The organism is Lacinutrix venerupis, assembly GCF_003663945.1.
In the GTDB taxonomy this organism is placed as follows: Bacteria; Bacteroidota; Bacteroidia; order Flavobacteriales; family Flavobacteriaceae; genus Lacinutrix; species Lacinutrix venerupis.
Map to the genome: position 1 here is coordinate 420735 of NZ_RCCH01000002.1, position 21765 is coordinate 442499.

17 protein-coding genes and 1 tRNA gene are annotated in these 21765 nt (G+C 29.9%); 5 read left to right on the forward strand and 13 right to left on the reverse strand.

Annotated elements, in window-relative coordinates; genetic code table 11:
- Positions 1-3 precede the first annotated feature (3 nt).
- From CLV86_RS04685 to CLV86_RS04700, 4 genes are all read right to left on the reverse strand, one after another.
- A complete protein-coding gene (locus tag CLV86_RS04685; RefSeq protein ID WP_121050193.1) occupies positions 4-555 on the reverse strand; it encodes a thioredoxin family protein in 552 nt (183 codons plus the stop codon).
- Between the two features lie 102 nt (positions 556-657).
- Positions 658-2229, reverse strand: coding sequence for a peptide MFS transporter (locus tag CLV86_RS04690; RefSeq protein ID WP_121050196.1), 1572 nt, complete (start codon positions 2227-2229; stop codon positions 658-660).
- Positions 2230-2265: 36 nt separating this feature from the next.
- Positions 2266-3855 (reverse strand): peptide MFS transporter, encoded by a 1590-nt coding sequence (locus CLV86_RS04695; protein WP_076734177.1) that lies wholly within the window; start codon positions 3853-3855, stop codon positions 2266-2268.
- Positions 3856-3905: 50 nt separating this feature from the next.
- Positions 3906-6104 carry a S9 family peptidase gene (locus CLV86_RS04700; protein ID WP_121050199.1) on the reverse strand — a complete coding sequence of 733 codons (2199 nt, stop codon included), beginning with the start codon at positions 6102-6104 and terminating at the stop codon, positions 3906-3908.
- 180 nt (positions 6105-6284) lie between these two features.
- Between CLV86_RS04700 and CLV86_RS04705 the strand changes: the two genes are divergently transcribed.
- A complete protein-coding gene (locus CLV86_RS04705; protein ID WP_121050202.1) occupies positions 6285-7583 on the forward strand; it encodes a hydroxymethylglutaryl-CoA reductase, degradative in 1299 nt (432 codons plus the stop codon).
- A complete protein-coding gene (locus tag CLV86_RS04710; protein ID WP_121050205.1) occupies positions 7583-8506 on the forward strand; it encodes a GYDIA family GHMP kinase in 924 nt (307 codons plus the stop codon). The genes CLV86_RS04705 and CLV86_RS04710 overlap by 1 nt, the downstream gene beginning before the upstream one ends.
- Positions 8507-8579: 73 nt before the next feature.
- On the opposite strand, the gene CLV86_RS04715 is transcribed toward CLV86_RS04710, so the two are convergent.
- The 7 genes from CLV86_RS04715 to CLV86_RS04745 form a co-directional block, all read right to left on the reverse strand.
- The gene (locus tag CLV86_RS04715) at positions 8580-10724 is read right to left on the reverse strand and encodes a peptidylprolyl isomerase (protein ID WP_076734181.1); all 2145 of its coding nucleotides are present in this window, start codon (positions 10722-10724) and stop codon (positions 8580-8582) included.
- Between the two features lie 157 nt (positions 10725-10881).
- On the reverse strand, positions 10882-12174 hold the full coding sequence (locus tag CLV86_RS04720) for a hemolysin family protein (RefSeq protein ID WP_076734182.1): 1293 nt from the start codon (positions 12172-12174) through the stop codon (positions 10882-10884).
- Positions 12175-12369 carry a hypothetical protein gene (locus tag CLV86_RS04725; protein ID WP_076734183.1) on the reverse strand — a complete coding sequence of 65 codons (195 nt, stop codon included), beginning with the start codon at positions 12367-12369 and terminating at the stop codon, positions 12175-12177.
- Between the two features lie 54 nt (positions 12370-12423).
- On the reverse strand, positions 12424-12978 hold the full coding sequence (lptC, locus tag CLV86_RS04730) for an LPS export ABC transporter periplasmic protein LptC (protein WP_076734184.1): 555 nt from the start codon (positions 12976-12978) through the stop codon (positions 12424-12426).
- Positions 12978-14309, reverse strand: a complete 1332-nt coding sequence (locus CLV86_RS04735) for a hypothetical protein (protein WP_121050265.1) — start codon at positions 14307-14309, stop codon at positions 12978-12980. Before CLV86_RS04735 ends, lptC begins: the two co-directional genes overlap by 1 nt.
- 20 nt (positions 14310-14329) lie before the next feature.
- Positions 14330-15661: a BamG family beta-barrel-assembly machinery protein gene (gene bamG / locus CLV86_RS04740; protein WP_121050208.1), complete on the reverse strand. Its 1332-nt coding sequence runs from the start codon at positions 15659-15661 to the stop codon at positions 14330-14332.
- On the reverse strand, positions 15661-16389 hold the full coding sequence (locus tag CLV86_RS04745) for a type III pantothenate kinase (RefSeq protein ID WP_121050211.1): 729 nt from the start codon (positions 16387-16389) through the stop codon (positions 15661-15663). Before CLV86_RS04745 ends, bamG begins: the two co-directional genes overlap by 1 nt.
- 192 nt (positions 16390-16581) lie before the next feature.
- Between CLV86_RS04745 and CLV86_RS04750 the strand changes: the two genes are divergently transcribed.
- Positions 16582-16657 (forward strand) — tRNA-Phe (locus CLV86_RS04750).
- A gap of 75 nt (positions 16658-16732) precedes the next feature.
- Here CLV86_RS04750 and CLV86_RS04755 read toward each other — a convergent pair.
- Positions 16733-17473, reverse strand: a complete 741-nt coding sequence (locus tag CLV86_RS04755; RefSeq protein WP_121050213.1) for an SOS response-associated peptidase — start codon at positions 17471-17473, stop codon at positions 16733-16735.
- A 311-nt stretch (positions 17474-17784) separates the two neighbouring features.
- Here CLV86_RS04755 and CLV86_RS04760 point away from each other — a divergent pair, with 311 nt between their 5' ends.
- Both CLV86_RS04760 and CLV86_RS04765 read left to right on the forward strand, forming a co-directional pair.
- Complete coding sequence (locus CLV86_RS04760; protein ID WP_147427014.1) at positions 17785-18453, forward strand: hypothetical protein; 669 nt, start codon at positions 17785-17787, stop codon at positions 18451-18453.
- Positions 18450-19457, forward strand: a complete 1008-nt coding sequence (locus tag CLV86_RS04765; protein WP_121050219.1) for a hypothetical protein — start codon at positions 18450-18452, stop codon at positions 19455-19457. The genes CLV86_RS04760 and CLV86_RS04765 overlap by 4 nt, the downstream gene beginning before the upstream one ends.
- 907 nt (positions 19458-20364) lie before the next feature.
- On the opposite strand, the gene CLV86_RS04775 is transcribed toward CLV86_RS04765, so the two are convergent.
- The coding region (locus tag CLV86_RS04775) for a helix-hairpin-helix domain-containing protein (protein WP_487246502.1) at positions 20365-21765 on the reverse strand (1401 nt) is incomplete at its 5' end.

Here is a 21765-nt window from a genome sequence, read left to right on the forward strand (position 1 = left end):
GAATTATATTTGAGAAAATTCTGGCTTAAAGTTCTTAAAATACTCATTAAATTTCTCTTGTGTATCCATTCCTGTATGCTCATTCTTTTTAAACATTTTTAAGTAAAGCTCTAATTGTTGTGGTTTTTTATATCCAATAATAGGAGCAATAAAATCTGCTTTTTCATCTAGAAATACAATAGTAGGATACGAACGTATACTAAAATATCTTGCTAGCTCATGTCCTGAGTTTCTTCGTTTAGCTTTTGCAGGATCGTAATTAGGATTTTTAAATGTTCTATCTTTAAAATTTACAACATCATTGCCTTCTGCATTAAATTTAACTGCATAATAGTGCTTGTTAACATAGTTTGCAACATCTTTATTGCTAAAGGTATTACGATCTAACATTTTACATGGTCCACACCAAGAGGTGTACATATCCATCATTATTTTTTTAGGATTCTTTTCTTGAAGTTTCACAGCTTCTTCTAGTGTTATCCAATTAATTTCTTGTGCAGAAATTGTTTCGGTTGCTAAAACAGCGAATAGAGCTAATAATATATATTTTTTCATTTTACAGATTTTTTTAAAGAGTCGCAAATAGTGTTCCAAAGTTACAAAAATACAAAACGCCTTATAAAAGGCGTTTTGTTAAAGTTTTATAATAAAATGTGCTTATTTAACACCATGCATTAATTTTTTTACTACTGGAGTAAGCGCCATTAAAATTAATCCTGCCACAATTGGAACAATTGTAAAAATTAAAAAGAAAGTACTCATATCGTACTCTGCTGTAATTTTATCTATCATTCCACCCATAGATCCTGCGGCTTTATTTCCTAACCCAATGGCTATATACCATAGACCAAACATTAAACCAATTTTAGCTGCTGGTACTAATTTACTAACATAAGATAAGCCTACTGGAGATAAAGATAATTCACCTAAAGTATGTAAAAGGTAAGCTAATATTAACCACACAATACTTACAGATGCTGTTTGCGCTCCTTGAGGAATTGAAGCAGAACCATAAGCTAAAATTCCAAAACCAAGTCCAAGTAAAATTAATCCCATTCCAAACTTAACTGTAGCAGAAGGATTGTATTTACTTTCCCATATTTTAGATACTAAAGGTGCAAAGGCAATAATATAGAATGAATTTAATATTCCAAACCAAGATGCAGGAATTTCGGTAGATTCTTGAGTAAATTGATTTTTTAACATCCATATTACAATAGCCCAAATAATTGCAAAACTTAAGCCTAAAGCTAAATTAGATACTTTGTATTTACTAAATGTAATTTTAAATAACTGAAAAAGAACGTAAGTTATTATTATTAAAGGCACTACTGTTAATAGTGTATTTGCAATTCTAAAAATATTTGCTGAGCTTCCTTCTAAAACACGGTCTGTATAATCTGAAGCAAAAATAGTCATAGAACCACCTGCTTGTTCAAAAGCTGCCCAGAAAAATATTGTGAAAAATGCTAAAATTCCCACAACTATATAACGATCTCTTTGCACTTTTGCTGGTACAATTTCTGCCTTTATTTCTTCTTCGTTATTTGAAATAGCATCAACATAATCAATACTTTCTGACGGAGACAATCCTATTTTTCCAAAAATTGTTTGTGCTAACCAGAATTGAATCATTCCTATAAACATAAATATTCCTGCCAAGCCAAATCCATAATGCCATCCAACTGTTTCTCCTATGTATCCACATAGTAAAATACCTAAAAATGCTCCTGCATTTACTCCCATATAAAAAATGGTAAATGCACCATCCTTTTTATTTTGAGCGTTAACATAAACGCCATTTATAATAGAGGTAATATTTGGTTTAAACAATCCGTTTCCTGCAACTAAAAGTGCGATACCTAAATATAAACTCCATGGAGTATCGAAAGCCATAGCAGCGTGACCTAATGTCATTATTAGTGCTCCAATTGCCACTGCTCTTCTGTATCCTAAAAATTTATCGGCCAAAAAACCACCAATTATTGGTGAGAAATATACCAGCATTGTATATGTACCATACAAGCCTAAAGCATCTTCTCTACTCCATCCCCAACCGCCATCAATAATAGCAGAGGTTAAAAATAGTACTAATATAGCACGCATTCCATAGTAAGAGAAACGTTCCCACATTTCAGTAAAAAACAAGACAAATAACCCAGACGGATGTCCCATTAATAATTTTCGATTCATTTCAGATCCTTCGAATCTAAATTTAGCTACATTCATATTTATAATTTAGTTTAATATTTTTTAAATTTAAAATTACTCAATGCCATGCATTTTCTTTTTAAGAATAGGGTTTAGAAGCATCATTATTATAGCTGCTCCTATTGGAATTACAGTAAATATTAAAAAGAAAGTGGACAAGCCATATTCTTCTGAGATTGGATCAATAAAACTTCCTGTAAATCCTCCTAATAAGTTAGCAAAGAAGTTTGCTGTAAACCAAATACCAAACATTAAGCTTACAAATTTTACTGGAGCTAATTTACTAACGTAAGATAATCCTACTGGAGAAACACAAAGCTCTCCCATTGTATGTAAAAAATAAGCTCCTACTAAAAACATTAAACTAACAGAAGCTGTTTTTGCTCCTTCTGGTATTCCTGATGCTCCGTAGGCTAAAATTCCGAAGCCTAAACCTACCAATAATAATCCAATAGCAAACTTAATTGGACCAGATGGATTAAGTTTACTTTCCCATAATTTAGAAAATAATGGTGCGAATAATATTATAAATAATGAGTTTAACACAGAAAACCAAGAAGCTGGAACCTCTGTTGTATCTGCCTTAAATTCTCTACTAAGCATCCAAATTACTATTGCCCATATAATTACAAAACTAAAACCAAGTAATATATTAGCTAAAGCGAATTTTTTAAATGTTTGTTTAAACAACATAGCTAACACCCAAGTGATTACTAACATTGGCACAACAGTTATAATTGTATTTATAACTTTAAATGTTAGAGCGGCATTACCTACTAAAGCTCTATCTGTATAATCCTTAGCAAAAATTGTCATAGATCCACCAGCTTGCTCGAATGCCCACCAAAAGAATATTACAAATAAAGAGAATACTCCAATTACAATCATTCTATCTCTTACTACTTTAGAGCTTTCTGCTTCCTCTACTGCTTCTTCAATATCTTCTCCTATTTTTTCTACTCCATCTTCAATTACATCATCAAAATCTTCAGTTTGTTTTGGCGATAATCCTATTTTTCCAAATATTTTTTGAGTGAAATAAAACTGTAACATTCCTAAGAACATAAATACTCCAGCAAGTCCAAAACCATAGTGCCAACCTATTTTTTCTCCTATATAACCACATAAAAGAATTCCTAAAAAAGCTCCGGCATTAATTCCCATATAGAAAATTGTATAACCTCCATCTTTTTCTTTTCCTTGAGATTTATATAATTGCCCAACCATTGATGAGATGTTAGGCTTAAAAAAACCATTTCCTATAATTAAACCTGCTAAACCAATATAGAAAAAAATTGAAGTTATACCTTCTAAAGCCATAGATGCGTGACCAAGAGTCATAATTAATGCTCCTAATACAACAGCATTTCTATAACCCATAAATTTATCTGCAATAAAACCTCCAATTATTGGTGTTAAGTATACCAATCCAGTATACCAACCGTAAAGAACTAATGCATCTGCACTTGTCCATTCCCAACCACCATCTAATAGTGTTGAAACTAAAAACAGTACTAATAACGCTCGCATTCCATAGTACGAAAAACGTTCCCACATTTCTGTAAAGAATAACACAAACAGTCCTGACGGGTGACCTAATACTGTTTTTTGGTTCTCTACAGAACCTCCATATTTTAATTCCATATTTATATATTTTAGTTAGTTATTTTTAATTTAAGTTTTAGAAGAATCTACTAATTAGCTTCTAACTTGTCTCCCAAAGTACGATCTATAAAATTAGTCATTTTTTTGTACAAGTGTTTGCGTGTATTACCTCCATAAATACCGTGATTTTTATCTGGATAAATCATCCATTCAAATTGTTTATCGGCTTGAATTAGGGCTTCAACCATTCGCATTGTATTTTGCACATGTACATTATCATCTCCAGTACCATGAATTAATAGAAAATCTCCTTTTAACTTATCTACATGGTTTATTGGTGAATTATCATCGTAACCACTTGCATTTTCTTGAGGCGTAGTCATGTAACGTTCTGTATAAATAGAATCGTAAAACCTCCAACTTGTTACCGGTGCAACTGCAATTGCCATTTTAAACACATCGTTACCTTTTAAAAGAGCGTTACTAGACATAAAGCCTCCGTAGCTCCATCCCCAAATTCCAATTCTAGAAGCATCTATATAATTTCTTTGCCCTAATAATTTTGCAGCTTCAATTTGATCTTCAACTTCAAATTTCCCTAATTCCTTTTGAGTTATTTTCTTAAAATCTGCTCCTTTTAATCCTGTTCCTCTACCATCTACGCAAGCCACAATATATCCTTTTTGTGCTAGCATTTGATACCAATAATCATTTGAACTATTCCAACGGTTTGCAACTTGTTGAGAACCTGGTCCAGAATATTGGTACATTAATAATGGATATTTTTTATTGACATCGAAATTTGCAGGTTTAATTACCCACATATTTAAATCGTTACCATTTACATGTATTGTAGAAAATTCTTTTTGTGATAATGAATATTGAGAAACTGTTTCGGCTAGTTTTTCATTATCTTTTATTTTTTTAATTACATTTCCATTTGCAGCACTATTTAATGTATACACAGGAGGTGTTGTAGCACTAGAAAAAGTATTAATAAAATATGTAAAATCTGCACTAAAATCTGCATTATTAGTACCTGTATCTTTTGTTAATCGTTGTTTATTAGTTCCATTAAGGTTTATAGAGTATACGTCTCTATTTATAGAACCATTTTCTACAGATTGGTAGTAAATTTTATTTGTTTTTACATCTAAACCATAGTAATTAGTTACCTCCCAATTTCCTTTTGTTACTTGATTAATTAATTCTCCATCTTTAGTATAGTGATAAATGTGATTAAAACCATCTTTTTCACTAGTCCATATAAAGCTATTATCTTCTAAAAAAGTAAGATTATCTGTTACATCAACATATGCTTTATCTCTCTCTTCAACTGCTAAAATTGCTTTATTTTTATTAGTATTAATCATCCATAAATCTAACTCATTTTGATGACGATTAGAGTACTGAGCACTTAAAACATCAGGGTTATTTGTCCATTTAATTCTAGGAATATAAAAATCTTTATAATCCTTATTTACTTTTACTTCGTTTGTTTTATTTTCTTTAAAATCATAAACATAAAGTGATACAATAGCATTTGCTTCACCGGCTTTAGGATATTTAAACACAGTTTGTGTTTGGTATAAATTTTTACCATAAACATCCATTGAAAATTCTGGAACATTAGTTTCGTCAAAACGTATAAATGCTATTTTATCGCTATTTGCATTCCACTCAAAAGCACGCACGAAACCAAATTCTTCTTCATAGACCCAATCGGTAATACCGTTTATAATTTTATTTTTTACTCCATCCTTAGTGAATTGTGTTGTTTTACCAGATATTAAATCTTTTACATATAAATTATTATTTAAACCATAAGCAACCTTTTGTCCATCTGGAGAAAAAGTAGGTTCTTGAATTTTTTCATTAGAAACAGAAGTTAGCATCCCTGTTTTTGTGTCTAAAACATAATAATTAGCTAATGTTGAGCGTCTAAAAATAGATTCTTGATTTGTAGCTAAAAGTACCTGAGACTCATCATCACTAAATTTATAATCTGTAAAAAACTTTATGTCTTCAAGGTTTAAAGAGCTTACTAATGTTTTTACTTTTTCTAAAGTTTTATAATCGTAAATATCAATTGTAGTAGAGCCATTTTTTCTATCAAAATTTAAAACTGAATACTCTTTTCCATTTTTCATAGAATGTAAAGCATCTAATCTTTCTTGTCTAAATGTACCATTAGACCAAATATCATCAAGCGTTATAGATTTGTTTTGTGCTGTACATAAAGTAGTTACTAATAAGCATAAAAATGCTATATATTTAGATATTGTCATTAAGAATATTTTTTTGATAAAATAATGTCAAGTTTACTAAAAAATAAGCAAAAAACCCTAATTATTAACACTTAATTCAAGTAAGATAATAAGTAAAATGCTTGGTTTAAAATTTCGTTAAAGTAAGTTATCTTCAAAACAGCTGTTATTTAGTATCTTCGCAATCACAAATTTAACCTAATGAGTACAACAATTTCTGGTTTTTCAAAACTATCTAAATCTGAAAAAATAGACTGGATAGTTAGCAACTACCTTTCAAACTCCAATACTGCAAAGCAAACTATTACGCAGTATTTTAATGCAGACAGTAAACTACAACAGCTTCACGATGAGTTTATAGAAAACACTATTTCTAATTATTATTTACCACTTGGTGTAGCTCCAAATTTCGAAATTAACGGAAAAACATACGCAATCCCAATGGCTATTGAAGAAAGCTCGGTTGTTGCTGCTGCTAGTAATGCTGCTAAATTCTGGATGCAACGTGGTGGTTTTAAGGCTAAAGTGATCTCTACTACAAAAATTGGACAGGTTCATTTTATGTTTGATGGCGATTTTGAAACTTTAAAAAAAGTTTTTGAAACCGTTAAACCTAAATTAATATTAGATACAAAACCAATAACCGCCAACATGGAAAAACGTGGTGGTGGAATTTTAGATATTGAATTAAGAAATAAAACTTCTGATTTAAATAACTATTATCAACTTCATGCAACCTTTGAAACATTAGATGCTATGGGAGCGAATTTTATAAATTCGTGTTTAGAGCAATTTTCAAAAACGTTTAAAACTGAAGCAGAAAAACACTTAAATACCTCTATTGAAATAGTTATGAGTATCCTTTCTAACTATGTTCCAGATTGCTTAGTTAGAGCAGAGGTGTCTTGTAATGTTGAAGAATTAAAACATAAGGGTATTGAAGGCAAGGCTTTCGCCGAAAAGTTTGTTCGCGCAGTAAATATTGCAGAAGTAGAGCCACATAGAGCTGTTACACACAACAAAGGTATAATGAATGGTATTGATGCCGTAGTACTTGCTACCGGTAACGATTTTAGAGCTATTGAAGCTGGTGTGCATGCTTATGCAATAAAAAACGGAAAATACACTAGTTTAACACATGCAAAAATTGAAGATGGTGTATTTACTTTCTGGATGGAAATACCATTGGCATTAGGAACCGTTGGAGGTCTTACCGGATTACATCCTTTAGTTAAAATCGCTTTAAATATTTTAGGAAAACCATCAGCTAAAGAACTTATGCAAATTGTAGCTGTTGCTGGTTTAGCTCAAAATTTTGCAGCTTTACGCTCATTAACTACAACAGGAATACAGGAAGGACACATGAAAATGCATTTAATGAATATTTTAAATCAATTTAACGCTACTAACGAAGAAAAAGAAGTTATAGTAAATTATTTTAAAACTAATACAGTAACACATAGTGCTGTAGTTTCAGAATTAGAAAAACTAAGACAGTAATGCTAACATTTTACAGTCATGGAAAATTATTACTTTCTGGAGAATATGTAGTTCTTGACGGAGCAAAAGCTTTAGCTCTACCAACAAAATTAGGACAATCTTTAACTGTAGAACCAATTCTAGAACAGAAACTTATTTGGCAAAGTATAGATTGTAACGGTGCCATTTGGTTTGAAGAAACATATACTCTTTTAGACGGAAATATTAAGTTTCTCCCAAAACAACATAATGATTTAAGTAAAAGACTTATTAAAATATTAAATGTAGCCAAACAGCTTAATCCTGATTTTTTAAAAAATGAAAAAGGTTACAAAGTAACATCTGTATTGGAGTTCCCTAATAATTGGGGATTAGGATCGTCTTCTACACTTTTAAATAATATAGCACAATGGGCTAAAGTTGATGCTTTTACTTTATCTAATAAAACCTTTGGAGGTAGCGGATATGATATTGCTTGTGCAAAAAATGATAGTGCTATTGTATATCAATTAACGACTAGTAAGCCTAAAATTGAACGTATTTTATTTAATAAACCATTTAACGACCAATTGTTTTTTGTTTATTTAAATAGAAAGCAAAATAGTCGAGATTCTATTAAAACTTATAAAAACAATAAATCTAATAGCGAAGAAATAATTTTGAAAATAAATAAAATTACTTCAAAATTAATTACTACAAATGCTATTGAAGAATTTAATGAGCTAATTAAGGAACACGAAACTTTAATTGGAAATATTACAAATCAAACACCAATAAAAAAGCGCTTATTTAGTGATTTTAAGAATGAAATTAAAAGTCTTGGTGGTTGGAATGGTGATTTTATTTTAGCTACAGGAGAGCAAACTTATATTGAAACCTACTTTAAATCTAAAGGCTATAACACCATAGTTAGTTTTAATACTATGATTTTAAAACTTACTTAACTTCGAACATTAATTTATTGCATAAAAAAAGCCTTGCAATGCAAGGCTTTAAATTTAATATCTAAAAGTAATACTATTGTATTGTTTTTGCTCTATAATCTTCAATTTCTGCAGATTCTTTTAGTGCATTATATAACCTTGTGTTAATTGCATTTGTTTTTTCTGCAGCTACTTGGTTTGCAAAAGATTGGTAATTTTCTAAACTAACAGCATCTGTTTTTTTAGTAACTTCAACCATATAAACACCTTTTTCTCCAGCAATTAACCTAGATGTTTGTCCTTCTTCTAAACCAAAAGCATGACCAACTACTATTGGTTCTAAGCCTGCTCCAGAAATTGTTGGATTTTTCATATTAATAGCTAAACCTGTTTTTACTTGTTGGTTTTCTGCTGCAGCAAAATCTGCTAACGTTCTAGCAGAAACTCTATCTTTTATAAGCTTAGCTTTCTTTTCTTTTCTTATTTCTGGTAAAGCAGTTACAGAGGCATCTTCAACATTCATTAAACCAGCTTCATTTTTCTCTGTAATTTGAGCTACAATATAACCGTTAGTAGTTTCAAAACGTTTTGTATCTCCAACCTTTGCATCGTCTTCAAAAGTCCAACGTACTAAAGTTCTTAATGGTCCAACTCCAGGAATGCTTTCGTCTAATTCTTTAATTGTACTTACAGGATTTACTGCTAGATTATTTTCTTTGGCAACAGCTTGAAAATCTTTATCATTAACAGCTACTTCAAAATTTGTAGCCGCTCTAAAAACAGCATTTTCTGTATCTACAGAAGGCTCAATAGTTCTTTCTATAGTTGCTACTTTATAAGCAGTATCTTCGTTTTTCTTGTCGTCTATTCTAATAATATGGTATCCAAATTTAGTTTCTACAACATCAATACTTCCTGCGTCGTTAAAGAATAGGAAGTTTGCAAAATCTGGGTCAAATGATGCAGGATTGTAGTTTGTTAAACGAAACCATCCTATACTTCCGTCTTTACCTTTAGAACCATCTGTATTTATTTCGTTTGCTATTTCTGCATATTTAGTTTTGTTATTTTTAACTAATTTTAAAATACTATCTGCACTAATTTTTGCTTGTTCCTTTGTTTTTACAGTTTCTGCTGTTGCTGCTTGAGACCCAACATAAGGAATTAAAATATGACTAGACTGTACAGAATCTGCTAAAACTTTTCTATCTAAAAGTTTAGTTATTTTAAATGCTCCTCCATCTTTGTAAGGTCCGTAAACGGCTCCTATATTTAATTTTGAAATACTATCTTTCACACCATTTGGAAAAGCTGATGCGTAAACAAATTTATCTTGAAATTTTAAGGCTGCGTCAGATTCTGCATTTACTAAAGTAATTGCTTCCTCTTCATTCATATTTAAAAAACCTGGTACCTTATCTGTTTGCTTTGTAGTTTCATTGTAAACCTCTCCTCCTTTTATAAAAGAAATTAATTCGTTTTGAAACGTGTTTTCATCTTCTAATGAAGCTACATTATCAAACTTTACATACTGTATATTTCTTGATGCTTCAACCTCATATTTATTTTTGTTCTTACTAACATAAGCTTTAATTTCAGACTTAGTTACTTCTACAGTACTATCTGGAATTGTAGCATAAGGCACAGATACATATTTAATATCTACCAAATCACTTTGTAATTTGTGCTCTAGTTCTCCTTCTGCTAAAGTTGCATTAGATGCAGCTTTAATCATGTTAATATAATTTTGTTGTAATGCACCAGAAGCAATACTCTCTTCTCCTTGTACCCATCTGTTATAAAAATCTTGGTTTGGAGAGTTTTTTAAATCTAATATATATTGATTAAGTAAAGACTCATCGTAAACACCATCTGCATTTAAAAACTGAGGACTATTACCATAAGTTGTGCTTAATAAATCGCGCATTTGCTCTCTACCAACAGTTAAACCTAATTGGTTGTATTGATCTTCCATTACAGATTTTCTTACTTCTGCCTCATAAACTTGGTTCATGATTTGAGACTGTGTAGCATTTGGATTATTACGAGCTTCTACTTGAGCCATAAATTCCTGACGAGAAATATCTTTTCCATTAATAGTAGCAACTACATCTGGAGACTTGTTAAATAACGCATCTTTATTATCGAAAAGACTCGATAGTATAAAAGCAAAAAGTGCTAATGCGATTACTAAAATTAGTACAACTGTTTTCTGTCTTATTTTATTTAAAATTGCCATCTGTTTAAATAGATTGTATTCTGTTATTGTTAAAATATAGTGGGCGAAAATACCATTTTCTATTTAATAATAAAAGTAGAATTTGGCAATAATTTAAGAATTATTAAAATGATTGTGTTTTTTATAGCAAATAGTAGAAAAAAGCTCTTATTATCTGTTAATCATCTGTTTTTACTTTTAAAGAGACTAGGTCTATTTTAGTATTTGATACTTCTAAAATTTTAAACTGAAAATGTTCGGTTATAACAATATCATTTTGTTGTGGAATTTCTTCTGTATGGTCTACAATTAAACCTCCTAAGGTTTCATAATTTTCGCCTTCGGGTAAATTTAATTTATAAGTTTCGTTTAAATAATCTACTTCTAATCTTGCAGAAAAAATATAGTTAGTATCGTCTATTTTTTCTTCTTTTAAAACTACAGTATCATGTTCGTCTTCAATTTCACCAAAAAGCTCTTCAACAATATCCTCTACAGTCATTATTCCTGATGTTCCACCGTATTCATCCAAAACTACAGCTATACTTTTACGTTTTTTTATTAAAACATTTAAAATATCGTTAGCCAACATGGTTTCTGGAACAAACTCTACTGGTAGCACCATTGCCTTAATTGTTTTGGGTTTTTTAAATAATTCGAAAGCATGTGCATAACCTACAATATCATCTATAGTGTCTTTATAAATTAATATTTTAGACATCCCTGTTTCGGTAAATAGTGTGCTTAAATTCGCTACAGAATCGTTAATTTCTAAGGCCATAATTTCCGTTCTAGGAATCATAACTTCTCTTGCTTTAACCTCTGCAAATTCTAAGGCATTTTGAAATATTTGGATTTCTGTATCAATCTCATCATGTTCTTCTACAGATTCCATTTGTTCACTTATATAATTACCTAATTCTACTTTAGTAAAAGCTAATTGTACTTGGTCGCCTTCGGTTTTAAAGAATTTTTTTAATACAAAATCTGAAATCCAAAGTACAAAATCTGATATAAAAGTAAATAGTAAATAAAATAAATAGGCAGGAAAAGCCAATACCTTAATTAAGGTATTACTATAAATTTGAAAAAAAACTTTAGGTAGAAATTCTGCTGTAAATAATATTACTAATGTTGAAATTATAGTTTGAGACAATAAACTTAAATCTGTAAGTAAATAATGTAAAAAAGGATAATTATTTACCAGAGAGGCAAACCATTTTACCAATAAATCACCCATAAAAAAACCATAAATAACTAATGCTATATTGTTACCAATAAGCATAGTTGCAATAAATTTTGATGGTTTTGCTGTAAGTTTAGATAGTATTCTTGCCAAAAAATCGTCTTGCTTTTTTTCTATTTCTATATGAATTTTATTAGCAGAAACGTAGGCAATTTCCATGCCTGAAAAAAATGCCGATAATAACAACGACACTACAATTATAACGACAATTACTGTTGTGGACATTTATTTATTATTGTTTCTATCTTCATATTTTTTATGAAAATGCCTTCTAAAAAAAAACATAAAAGCTGCAAGAACAAATAAAAATAGTGATAAATATGCATGATTTCTATCTGTATTCCAATTCACTATACAATCGTATAGAAAATAAACACCTGCTATTATATATATGTATTGTGAGAATTTTAAGTATTTCATTGGGTAATATTAATTATAGTAAAGATATGTAAAATTTTGAAGTGTAGAATATTGTTATTCACTAACCGCAAAAACGCCACTAATTTCTAAGACTTCGGCTTTTGTAAAATCTCTATCAGAATCGAAACCTTGTCCTTTTGTAAGATAATCTTTAGACTTATATTTTACTGGTAGATTAGTAAAAAGCCATTCTTTTTTTTGATCGAAAAACAATTGGTCTGCATACAAGCTATCGCCTTCATGTGTAGATACTATTACATTATCTTGTAAGTCTATAACATCTGTTTCGCTATAAATTATAGCGTAATCTGAAACAATTGTTGTACGTTGATTTTGCTCATCAAAAATATGCAGTATTACTCCTTCTGGAAATTCAGAATAACCAAATTTTCTATTTTCGAAATCCAATAGTTTTGGGCTAATTAAATTTGCTGCTACACGACCAGAGTCTGTACGGATAACATTAATATCTACACCAACACCTTGCGGTTCGTTTTCACTAACGCCAATTTTATTAACCTCCTTAAAGTTATTTGTACATGAAAAAAACAAAGTCACAGCTAATGCTATGACTCCGTTTTTAATATTATGTAATTTATTAAGTTTCATTAAATAGTAGGCACTGTTACACTTCTTCCTATCCAACATCCTATTTTAATAGTTTTTCCAGACATACCTGCTGAGAAAATATCTTGTTTAGTTGGTGCTAAAGCTCCATATTTAGATGCTGTAGATTTGTTTGCTTTTGCAGCTTCTCTCTCTGCTAACCAATATATAGATCTTTTTTCAAAATTAGTAGTACCACAACTTTTTACACTTGATGCATACATTGATGCTACTTGTAAATAACCTGTTGTATTTGCAGGATTTAATTCCATAGATTTATAGTAATATTCTCTTGCTTTACCATAACTTCCTTTAGACTTAAACTCACCAGCTAATTTATAATATAATCTAGATTTCTTTAATGGATCTGTTTGTAAAGATAACGATTGGTCGAAATATTTTTGCTCTCCAGTAATTACATATAAGTACCATGCTGTATCTGCATTTGGCTCTAATGTGTTTTTCTGCTTTACAATTTTTACAAACATTGGATCTTCCTTACAACCTTTAGAGTACAACTTGTTCATTGCTCTTTGTAACCAAACACCGTTATCTTTATTTGCTTCGTAATCTCTTTGGTAAATTGGAATTAATACAGAACAATTTGCTCTATCTCCTAATTCTGCTTCTACACTTCCAGATATTTTTTCGAATGCTGTTAAAGTTTGAGAATAAAACTTTTTGTACTTCTGGTCTTTTGATGATAAATTATCTCCTTTAGCAATATACTCGTTAAGTTTTACAGAGTTTTTTTCAACTTCAGTTTCAATTTTATCTACAACATCATCGTATTTATTAAATAATTCCTGAGGTGTTTTTTGACCTTTATCATAAAGACTTACCATCATTTTAAAATAAACATATAAACCTTTTGGGCTTTTAAAGTTTTTTAAGTCTGACGTATAAATAGCATCAAATTCGTTATAAATTTGCTCATCTGTTAAACCTAACAACTCTCTATAATCGTATCTTAATTCTGCTTTTTTAGCTTCAAATTTACCTTTTGGAGATTTACTTGCATAATTAGCCATTCTAGAATCCCAAAGTCCAGTTAACTCGTTTATGTATTCTACTTTTTTAGCATCTGTTGTTGCTTCTTTTAATAGACCTTCAAACATGTCTTCTCCATATTTGTATAATCCAGAAAGGTTAAATTTAGGGCAATCTTTTATCGCCTTATTATAATATTGTAATGCTTCAGTAAACTTTTTACCTTTTACTGTTTCTGCTAATAAAGACATATTGATTGTACAATCTTCGTTACTAGCTTGAGCAAAGCTTGTATTTAGCCCTAAAAACAAAAAAGCAATTATTAGTGTGATTTTAGTTTTCATAATATTTAATGTTTGTGTTATTAGTTGAATTTTCTTTTTTCGAACCATCTATCGTTTAAAGATAGACTGAGTTTAAACTTTAAAAAGTTCTCTTGAATTAAGTTTGCTTCTGTTGTGCCTCTTTTTCCTAATTCAAAACCAAAATTGGCATTTGAGAATGGATTTCTAATTGTTCCAACTGGTATACCCACTCCAAAAGATATGCCAAACTCTTTTATTGTTTGATTTTGCACTTGTAAACCTGTGTTTTCAAAACGCAAACCAGCTCTATAAACAACACGTTTCCAGTAACTTGAAAACGAATTATATTGAGGAATATAAAAACCTCCTAAAGACAAAGTTGAGCCATCTACAAAAGTACTTCCGGTATTCTCATATAAAACATTAGAAAACTCACTTGTATTTTGAGTTGTGTATTCTATTCCTGCAAACCATTTTCTTGGCGCTCCTAATCCTGCTCCAAAAGAAATTCTTGATGGTAATTTTAAATCTGTTTTATCTAAACCTGCCGCAGCTAAATCTGCTTCAATTGTTTGACTGTACTCTGATGTTGGTGCAATTTCTGAACCTGTTGCAATGTCTACAAGTACATTAGAAAAAGAACGCTCATTTGTAGAAGTAATATTACTTGAAGGAGAATAAGTAAATGCAGATTGTAGTTCTAATTTATCTGAAATCATGCCTTGGTAGTGTAATCCAAAGTTTAAATTAAGCCCACTTAAGTCTGACCTATTTTCTTCTCTAGATTGTGTTTGTAAAAGCTCTCCGTCGCTATTATAGTTAAACTCGATAGTATTATTTTGAATGTTTCCAAAATTATAATTCGCATCTATTCCTGCACTTAAACCATCTGTTATTTGATAACCAAAAGATAAAAAAGCCTTATTTAAACCACCTTCTCCATTAAAACGAGTATCTAGATTTCCTGCATCGTTATTAGTATCTAACCTATAACCTACCGATGTATATGGCAATAAACCAAAGCCAAAACCTAATTTGCCAAGCGGAATAGATAAAGCTACATAATCGAAAGTAGATGACTTTACTCGATCTGAGCTTGTATTACTTTTTAATTTTGTAGATGTATGGCTTCCTCCTATAGTGAATTTTACTGGACGGCTTTCATTATTAAAAGACTCTAAATTATTACCTCCGTAAGTAGCAGGATTTCTAAAATTTATATGAATACTATCTTTATAAATACTCAATCCACCCATACTAGTATTCTCCACAGAACCTTTAAATTTCAAGGTTCCAATACCGTAAAAAGAATATGGAGATGCAGTTGTTTCCTGAGCGTAACTTTGAATTGCAAATAATGCAATAAAAACTAATACAAGTTTTCTTATCATTAGTATAAATTATAATTTAAAATAAAATTCAAACCCTTTAACAGGAAATTTGAGTTCGCAAATATGCTACTTTTTAATTGTTTAGACAACATTTTAGCATCTCCTCCTGTTAAAATTACTGTTAAATCTTGATAATCTTCAAGATACTGAGTTATACAACCATCAATTTCGTTTAAAACACCATTTACTACGCCAGAATGCATTGAACTAGCTGTTGAGTCTCCTATTAGGTTTTTTGGCACTTCTGTTTTTAATAGCGGTAAACCAGCTGTTTGATTATGCATAGCTTTATAGCGCATACGAATACCAGGAGAAATTGCTCCACCTAAATATTCGTTTTTATTATTTATAAAGTCGTAAGTAATACATGTTCCTGCATCTATAATTAACACATTGTTATCTGGAAATTCTTCTACCGATGCACATACTAATGCAATCCTGTCTATACCTAATGTTTTAGGAGTACTATATAGGTTTTTAAATGGAAGATTTGTTTTGTAGGATAATATTTGAAGTTTAAATTCTTTATCAACATACTCTAATGTATCATTATCTAAAGCTCCAACCGAAGAAACTATTGCATTAATTAAATTACCATGTATTTTTTGAAGCTCTCTTATCCCAGAAATACAGTTTTTTGTTTCAATACGTTTTTTATCAATTAGCTTATTTTTTTCGAATACCGCAAGCTTAGTAAAGGTATTTCCAACATCAATAATTAAATCCATATAATAAATTATAAAACAAATTTACAAAAATGAAGTTATTATCTACACATCTAATTCGTTGATATTACGATAACTGTAACACTCTTTTTTATCTTAAAAAAAGAAAAAAGAAAAAACAATTTAAAATTTTGTGTTTTTTCTTTTGTAGTATTAAAAATGAAACTATATTTGCACTCGCATTTTAATGCAACTGGTGCCTTAGCTCAGTTGGTAGAGCAAAGGACTGAAAATCCTTGTGTCCCTGGTTCGATTCCTGGAGGCACCACCACTAAAAAGCCTTAAACATTTGATCTCAAATGATTTAAGGTTTTTTTGGTTTTAAGAAGGGACAACATTAGGGACGTTAAAGATTGAAAATCTCTATTTCTGGAAATTCTACATAATTCAATATTTCTGGTTGATTACTATCAACTTTTGGACTAAATAAATCCTTACTAACACTATAGGCTTCTAATTTTGATTCGCTGTAATTCTCAAGAATTAAATCGTTAATGTTTTTTTCTTTTAAATCTGGAGATAGCCAATCTTTGTAATCAGATTCATTGAGTATGACTGGTTGTCTTTTTTTGAGATTATGAATTTTTTCAAATAAAGGAGAAGCTTCTTTTGTTAAAATTGTAAATGTTATATACGTATCTATTACATTGTACAAACCTGCTAAGCCTAAAGGTTGTTTTTCTTTATTCTGAATATAAAAAGGATACTTTTTCTTTTTATGATCGTGTGGTTCAAAGAAACCTGTAACTGGAATTATACAACGATTTTCCATTACCGATTCTTTATAAATAAAATGATTAAAAATTTTCTCTGAGCGTGCATTTAATCCACCTCCATATCTCACGGCTTCTTTATAATACTCCTTTATTTGGTTTGATGATTTATTATTTGGCACGATTCCCCAAACTGCTGGAGCAATTAATTCTACTTTTTCTTGTGGAATTACTAACATATTAGGATGCGCAAATCCATTTAAATGATAATTAGGTTTGTCAAAAATTGGACGTAAATTGTCATCACTAATTTTAACTTTAAAGTGCTCTTCTAGTTTTCTTGTCTTATGAATAGTACTTGTATGAAAACACATAGTTCAAATAAATGATTTTTAGTTAGATCGCGATTTTTTCATGAGCAATTGGTAAACAACAACTTGTCAATTTACTTAAAACTAAATAAATATCTTAATAATTACATATCTAAAATCCGTTTTATAAAACTAAATAAAGATTAGTAGTATTTGAGATTTTATAAAAAAATTAAAAAAGTTGCGATATCTGCGATAAAATCAAGTATATGTAAACTTTAACAAAAGTTGACATATTCCTACATATGAGTTTGTTAAACGGTACGAATTGATTATGTTTGGTATTTAAACTCGTTAGCAACAAAATAAAAAAAATGAGGAAAACATTACTATTACTAACTTTAGTCATAATTTCTTTCTCTTGCAAGGACAAAAGAGATGATATGTTAAAAAAATCTAAAGAAGCTATTAACTCAAGCGCAAATTATTTAGACAGTACATTGATAAAAAAGCCTATAAAGTACTTTGATGATAGGAAACTCAAATCCGACTCTTTGGAACAAAAAGAAATTAAAGATTATTACGATTTTTATAAATCTAAATATCCTGAATACTCTACAGTCTATAATTGGTTTAATTCTAAGCCTAAACAACTTCAAAATCTTGAAGGTAATTTTTATAAAATAATAAGCAGTATAGTAATTGACGGAAAAGATGTTGTTCGCAAAAATCACGAAAAATCATCAGGAAATAATATATATAAATATTTTTTCGAAACAGAGGATTACTTTTTCATATACGAGTTAAAAATATACGAAGAAAGTGTTCAATGTTTAGGAGTAAGAAGAATCGAAGATGGTTTGGGCAACCAACCTATGTATGATTTAATATTTGACGAAAATGGAAATCTAAAAAAAGAAATATATCAAGCAGAAGTCAATCCTAACTTTTATGAAGATGAGGACACAGTCTTTTTTGAATTTTCAAAAGAATATGATGATAAAGAAATCATAAACACCATAAATCTTGGTAAAGCACTATGAAAATAACAAAATTAATTATCACGTTTATTTTTTGTACTCTTTTATTCGGTTGCAAGAAAAATACGGATAACATCAATTCACTTAAGTCCATTGGTACAACAACAGAAATAGAATTAAATCACATTTTAAATACGTCAAACTATAAAAATGATGCCACGAAAATTATAGAAGCTGGTAAAATTAAATTACGTGATTTACTTCCAAATGTAATTGAAGGTCAAATAGAACTTTATAAAAAGACATTAACACAAATTGAATACCAATCGCTTTTATCTCATTCATATGAAGAATCGATTGTTGAGATTAATTTAATAAAACAGATTACTACAGACTCTCTTTTAAGTGATGAACTACGAGTAAATAAAATTTATTATGAAACAATAAATGAACTTAGCATTTTAAACCAAAAATATGCTGACTATAACAATTTAGATTTAAACGATTTTTATGAAGCCAAACCTTTCATATTGGCGGAAGATGTGATATTTAAAATTGATGAATTAGTAATTGACGAAAAACAAAGAATTAAAAGAGAGAAAAGAAATAACAACCTTTCCTTGGCTAGCAATCTTTTTTTTATACTTCCGGGAGTTGGACAAATTTCAGGTATTCTAGGTAAAGTTGCACAAAACGCACGAAGTCTTAGAAATAACATCGGAACTAAAAATATGACATCAAAAATATTTAAAGAGAAAATTGCGCCCTTATTCATAAATAAAATATCAAATTCCAAGAAAAGAATTCAACTAACCTCTACTGCGCTTTATTCAACAAAAGAAACAATATTGAACAAATCCATATCAAGTGGAACTGAATATATAGATAACAAAGAAATAAATAAAACTGCCTCATTTTTCAAATCACCAGATAATGAGCAACCTGGAAGAATTATTGATTTTACTGATGGAATCTTAACTCAGCCAATTGCAAATTTAAGGCGAATAATGAAAGAAAATATAGAAATTATGAATAAAAATTCTGTTGCTAACACCGTATATAATTAATGGCTAGTTTTAGCTTGCTTACGAAAGTTCTCGAGGACATTCTATCTGTGATTTATTTACTAACTTTAGTACTTAAACCACGCCACTAATCATATACAAACACGTTCTGGTTAATGCTCCGCTGCGCTACGCATTAAACAGAACCGCCGACGAGCCGCACAGTTCTTGTTGACTGCAAAGCTTCGCTTCGCACTAAACAAGAACTCTGCCTATAAGTCATTTTTAGCGAAATCAAATAACTTCATTATATTTGATTTCGCCAAAAACAACTCATAGTCTTCGGCGGTTGGCAATAATTATACAGAATGGAATATTTTTACGAAATAGAAAACACTAGGGATTCTTCTACAAACACTGTCCTTCTTGTCGGAATCAAAAGTATCAATTTTGATAACGACGGAAATTCCAGAGTTATAGGAAAAAGATTTAGTCGATTAACTTTAAGATATTTAAATGGCAACATTGAGCATATAACTTTTAAGGATGATGATTTTGGATATGCTAGTAAAATTTATAATGAAATCAAGGCGAAATCTGATGAAATAATTACTGGGTTATTAAGAAATGGAGATCTCGGATCAATCTTCAAATAACTATGACTCGTCCTAAAATAAGGCTACATAATTTATGCTACCAATTAGATTTAAATTATTTATCGGAACAGAATATCAAAAACAAGATTTTAAAATATTAGTCTTAGGCGAAAGTCATTATTTGAATGGTTCGGATTTTACTGATTATTTAGATTGAAATGACAAAATTCACTTCTTAAAGTTTAGTTACAACTTACCAATTATTGTAATGCCTCATCCATCAAGTTCAAAATTTAATTATGGAATTAAAGATGAAATAAAAGACTATTTGAACGTCATAAAAACTGTTAATAAACAAATGCTTGTTTAAAATTTTATGCTGTCCGAGGATCTGATATTAAACTAATTTTTTTGCTCCGAGTAATTATCATACTGCAAAAATCAAATTTACTGGTAATCTTGCCATAACATGCATAAATCCCTAATCCATTAATCGGGAATTGATTAACTACATTTGTAAAATGTACTGCATCAAAATAATCTCCTTTTTTATCTATAAATGTGCTTAAACGCATCAATTTACCTTGTGAAGTTTTATTAAAACGTGTTGTAACTAAGTTTCCGTAGATAAGTATGGTTTTATTAATAAACTGATTCATTTGTGATGCTAAAACATCTCCTTCCAAAGTTTCATTTACCAAATCAAAATAATTACATAATGGAAAGCCTAATAGTTCCATTTGATCGTATGCTTCTTCAACAACAGACGTCTTAATTGTTGGTAAATTAAATTGTTTATGCTCAGTTTTAAATAATTTTGATTGTGTTGTTTTTCTTTTGGAAACATTCAATTTGAAAATTGCATGCCATAACAATTCTATCTTCGACAATTTTGTAAATCTAAAAGCATCAATTCTAATTAATATGGTTAGTTGCTCAATGCTAATTGTTACTCTATCTATAAAATTATCTAATGAAACAAACTTCCCATGGAGTTGTCTTTCTGATAAAATTCTTTTTATTACTAATATTTCAAGACTTTTTAAATAACCAAAACCCAGATAAATCTCTATTCCCTTAATAATATTTGGGTGATCGCTTAGATTTATACATGGTGGATTAATAATCCCACCACACATTTTAGTTTCATGGATATAATGTTCTGCGCTATAAAAACCGCCACCATTATTTAATACTGCAACCATAAATTCTAACGGATAATAGCATTTTAAATACATGCTTTGATAACTTTCTACAGCATAGGAAGCTGAATGTCCTTTTGCAAATGCGTAACCTGCAAAACTCTTTATTTGATTCCAGACTTCTAAAGTTAATTCGTCTTTATAACCCTTAGCTTTACAATTAGAAATGAACTTTTCTTCAACTGCTAAAAATTCGGCTTTAGACCTATATTTACCGCTCATTCCTCTTCTAAGCACATCGGCTTCACCTAAAGTTAATCCTGCAAACTGATTAGCCACTTTTAAAACATCTTCTTGATATACCATTATACCGTACGTCTCTGGCATAATTTTAAGCAATATAGGATTTGCCTCTTTTCTTTTTTCTGGATAACGTTGTCTTATAATAAATTCTTTTTTCATTCCTGATCCAGAAACGCCTGGTCTAATAATAGAACTTGCTGCAACTAAACCTAAATAATCTTGTGTTTGTAGTTTCCGCATTAATCCACGCATTGCAGGAGATTCAACATAATAAGCTCCAATTGCTTTTCCGTTTTTAAGGAGATTATTTATGTTTGGATCATTTTTAAA

What these genes read in the sequence shown, in the direction of transcription:
- CLV86_RS04685 (WP_121050193.1), bottom strand. Translation starts at nt 555, where the DNA reads ATGAAAAAATATATATTATTAGCTCTATTCGCTGTTTTAGCAACCGAA.
- CLV86_RS04690 (WP_121050196.1), bottom strand. Translation starts at nt 2,229, where the DNA reads ATGAATGTAGCTAAATTTAGATTCGAAGGATCTGAAATGAATCGAAAA.
- CLV86_RS04695 (WP_076734177.1), bottom strand. Translation starts at nt 3,855, where the DNA reads ATGGAATTAAAATATGGAGGTTCTGTAGAGAACCAAAAAACAGTATTA.
- CLV86_RS04700 (WP_121050199.1), bottom strand. Translation starts at nt 6,104, where the DNA reads ATGACAATATCTAAATATATAGCATTTTTATGCTTATTAGTAACTACT.
- CLV86_RS04705 (WP_121050202.1), top strand. Translation starts at nt 6,285, where the DNA reads ATGAGTACAACAATTTCTGGTTTTTCAAAACTATCTAAATCTGAAAAA.
- CLV86_RS04710 (WP_121050205.1), top strand. Translation starts at nt 7,583, where the DNA reads ATGCTAACATTTTACAGTCATGGAAAATTATTACTTTCTGGAGAATAT.
- CLV86_RS04715 (WP_076734181.1), bottom strand. Translation starts at nt 10,724, where the DNA reads ATGGCAATTTTAAATAAAATAAGACAGAAAACAGTTGTACTAATTTTA.
- CLV86_RS04720 (WP_076734182.1), bottom strand. Translation starts at nt 12,174, where the DNA reads ATGTCCACAACAGTAATTGTCGTTATAATTGTAGTGTCGTTGTTATTA.
- CLV86_RS04725 (WP_076734183.1), bottom strand. Translation starts at nt 12,369, where the DNA reads ATGAAATACTTAAAATTCTCACAATACATATATATAATAGCAGGTGTT.
- lptC (WP_076734184.1), bottom strand. Translation starts at nt 12,978, where the DNA reads ATGAAACTTAATAAATTACATAATATTAAAAACGGAGTCATAGCATTA.
- CLV86_RS04735 (WP_121050265.1), bottom strand. Translation starts at nt 14,309, where the DNA reads ATGAAAACTAAAATCACACTAATAATTGCTTTTTTGTTTTTAGGGCTA.
- bamG (WP_121050208.1), bottom strand. Translation starts at nt 15,661, where the DNA reads ATGATAAGAAAACTTGTATTAGTTTTTATTGCATTATTTGCAATTCAA.
- CLV86_RS04745 (WP_121050211.1), bottom strand. Translation starts at nt 16,389, where the DNA reads ATGGATTTAATTATTGATGTTGGAAATACCTTTACTAAGCTTGCGGTA.
- CLV86_RS04755 (WP_121050213.1), bottom strand. Translation starts at nt 17,473, where the DNA reads ATGTGTTTTCATACAAGTACTATTCATAAGACAAGAAAACTAGAAGAG.
- CLV86_RS04760 (WP_147427014.1), top strand. Translation starts at nt 17,785, where the DNA reads ATGAGGAAAACATTACTATTACTAACTTTAGTCATAATTTCTTTCTCT.
- CLV86_RS04765 (WP_121050219.1), top strand. Translation starts at nt 18,450, where the DNA reads ATGAAAATAACAAAATTAATTATCACGTTTATTTTTTGTACTCTTTTA.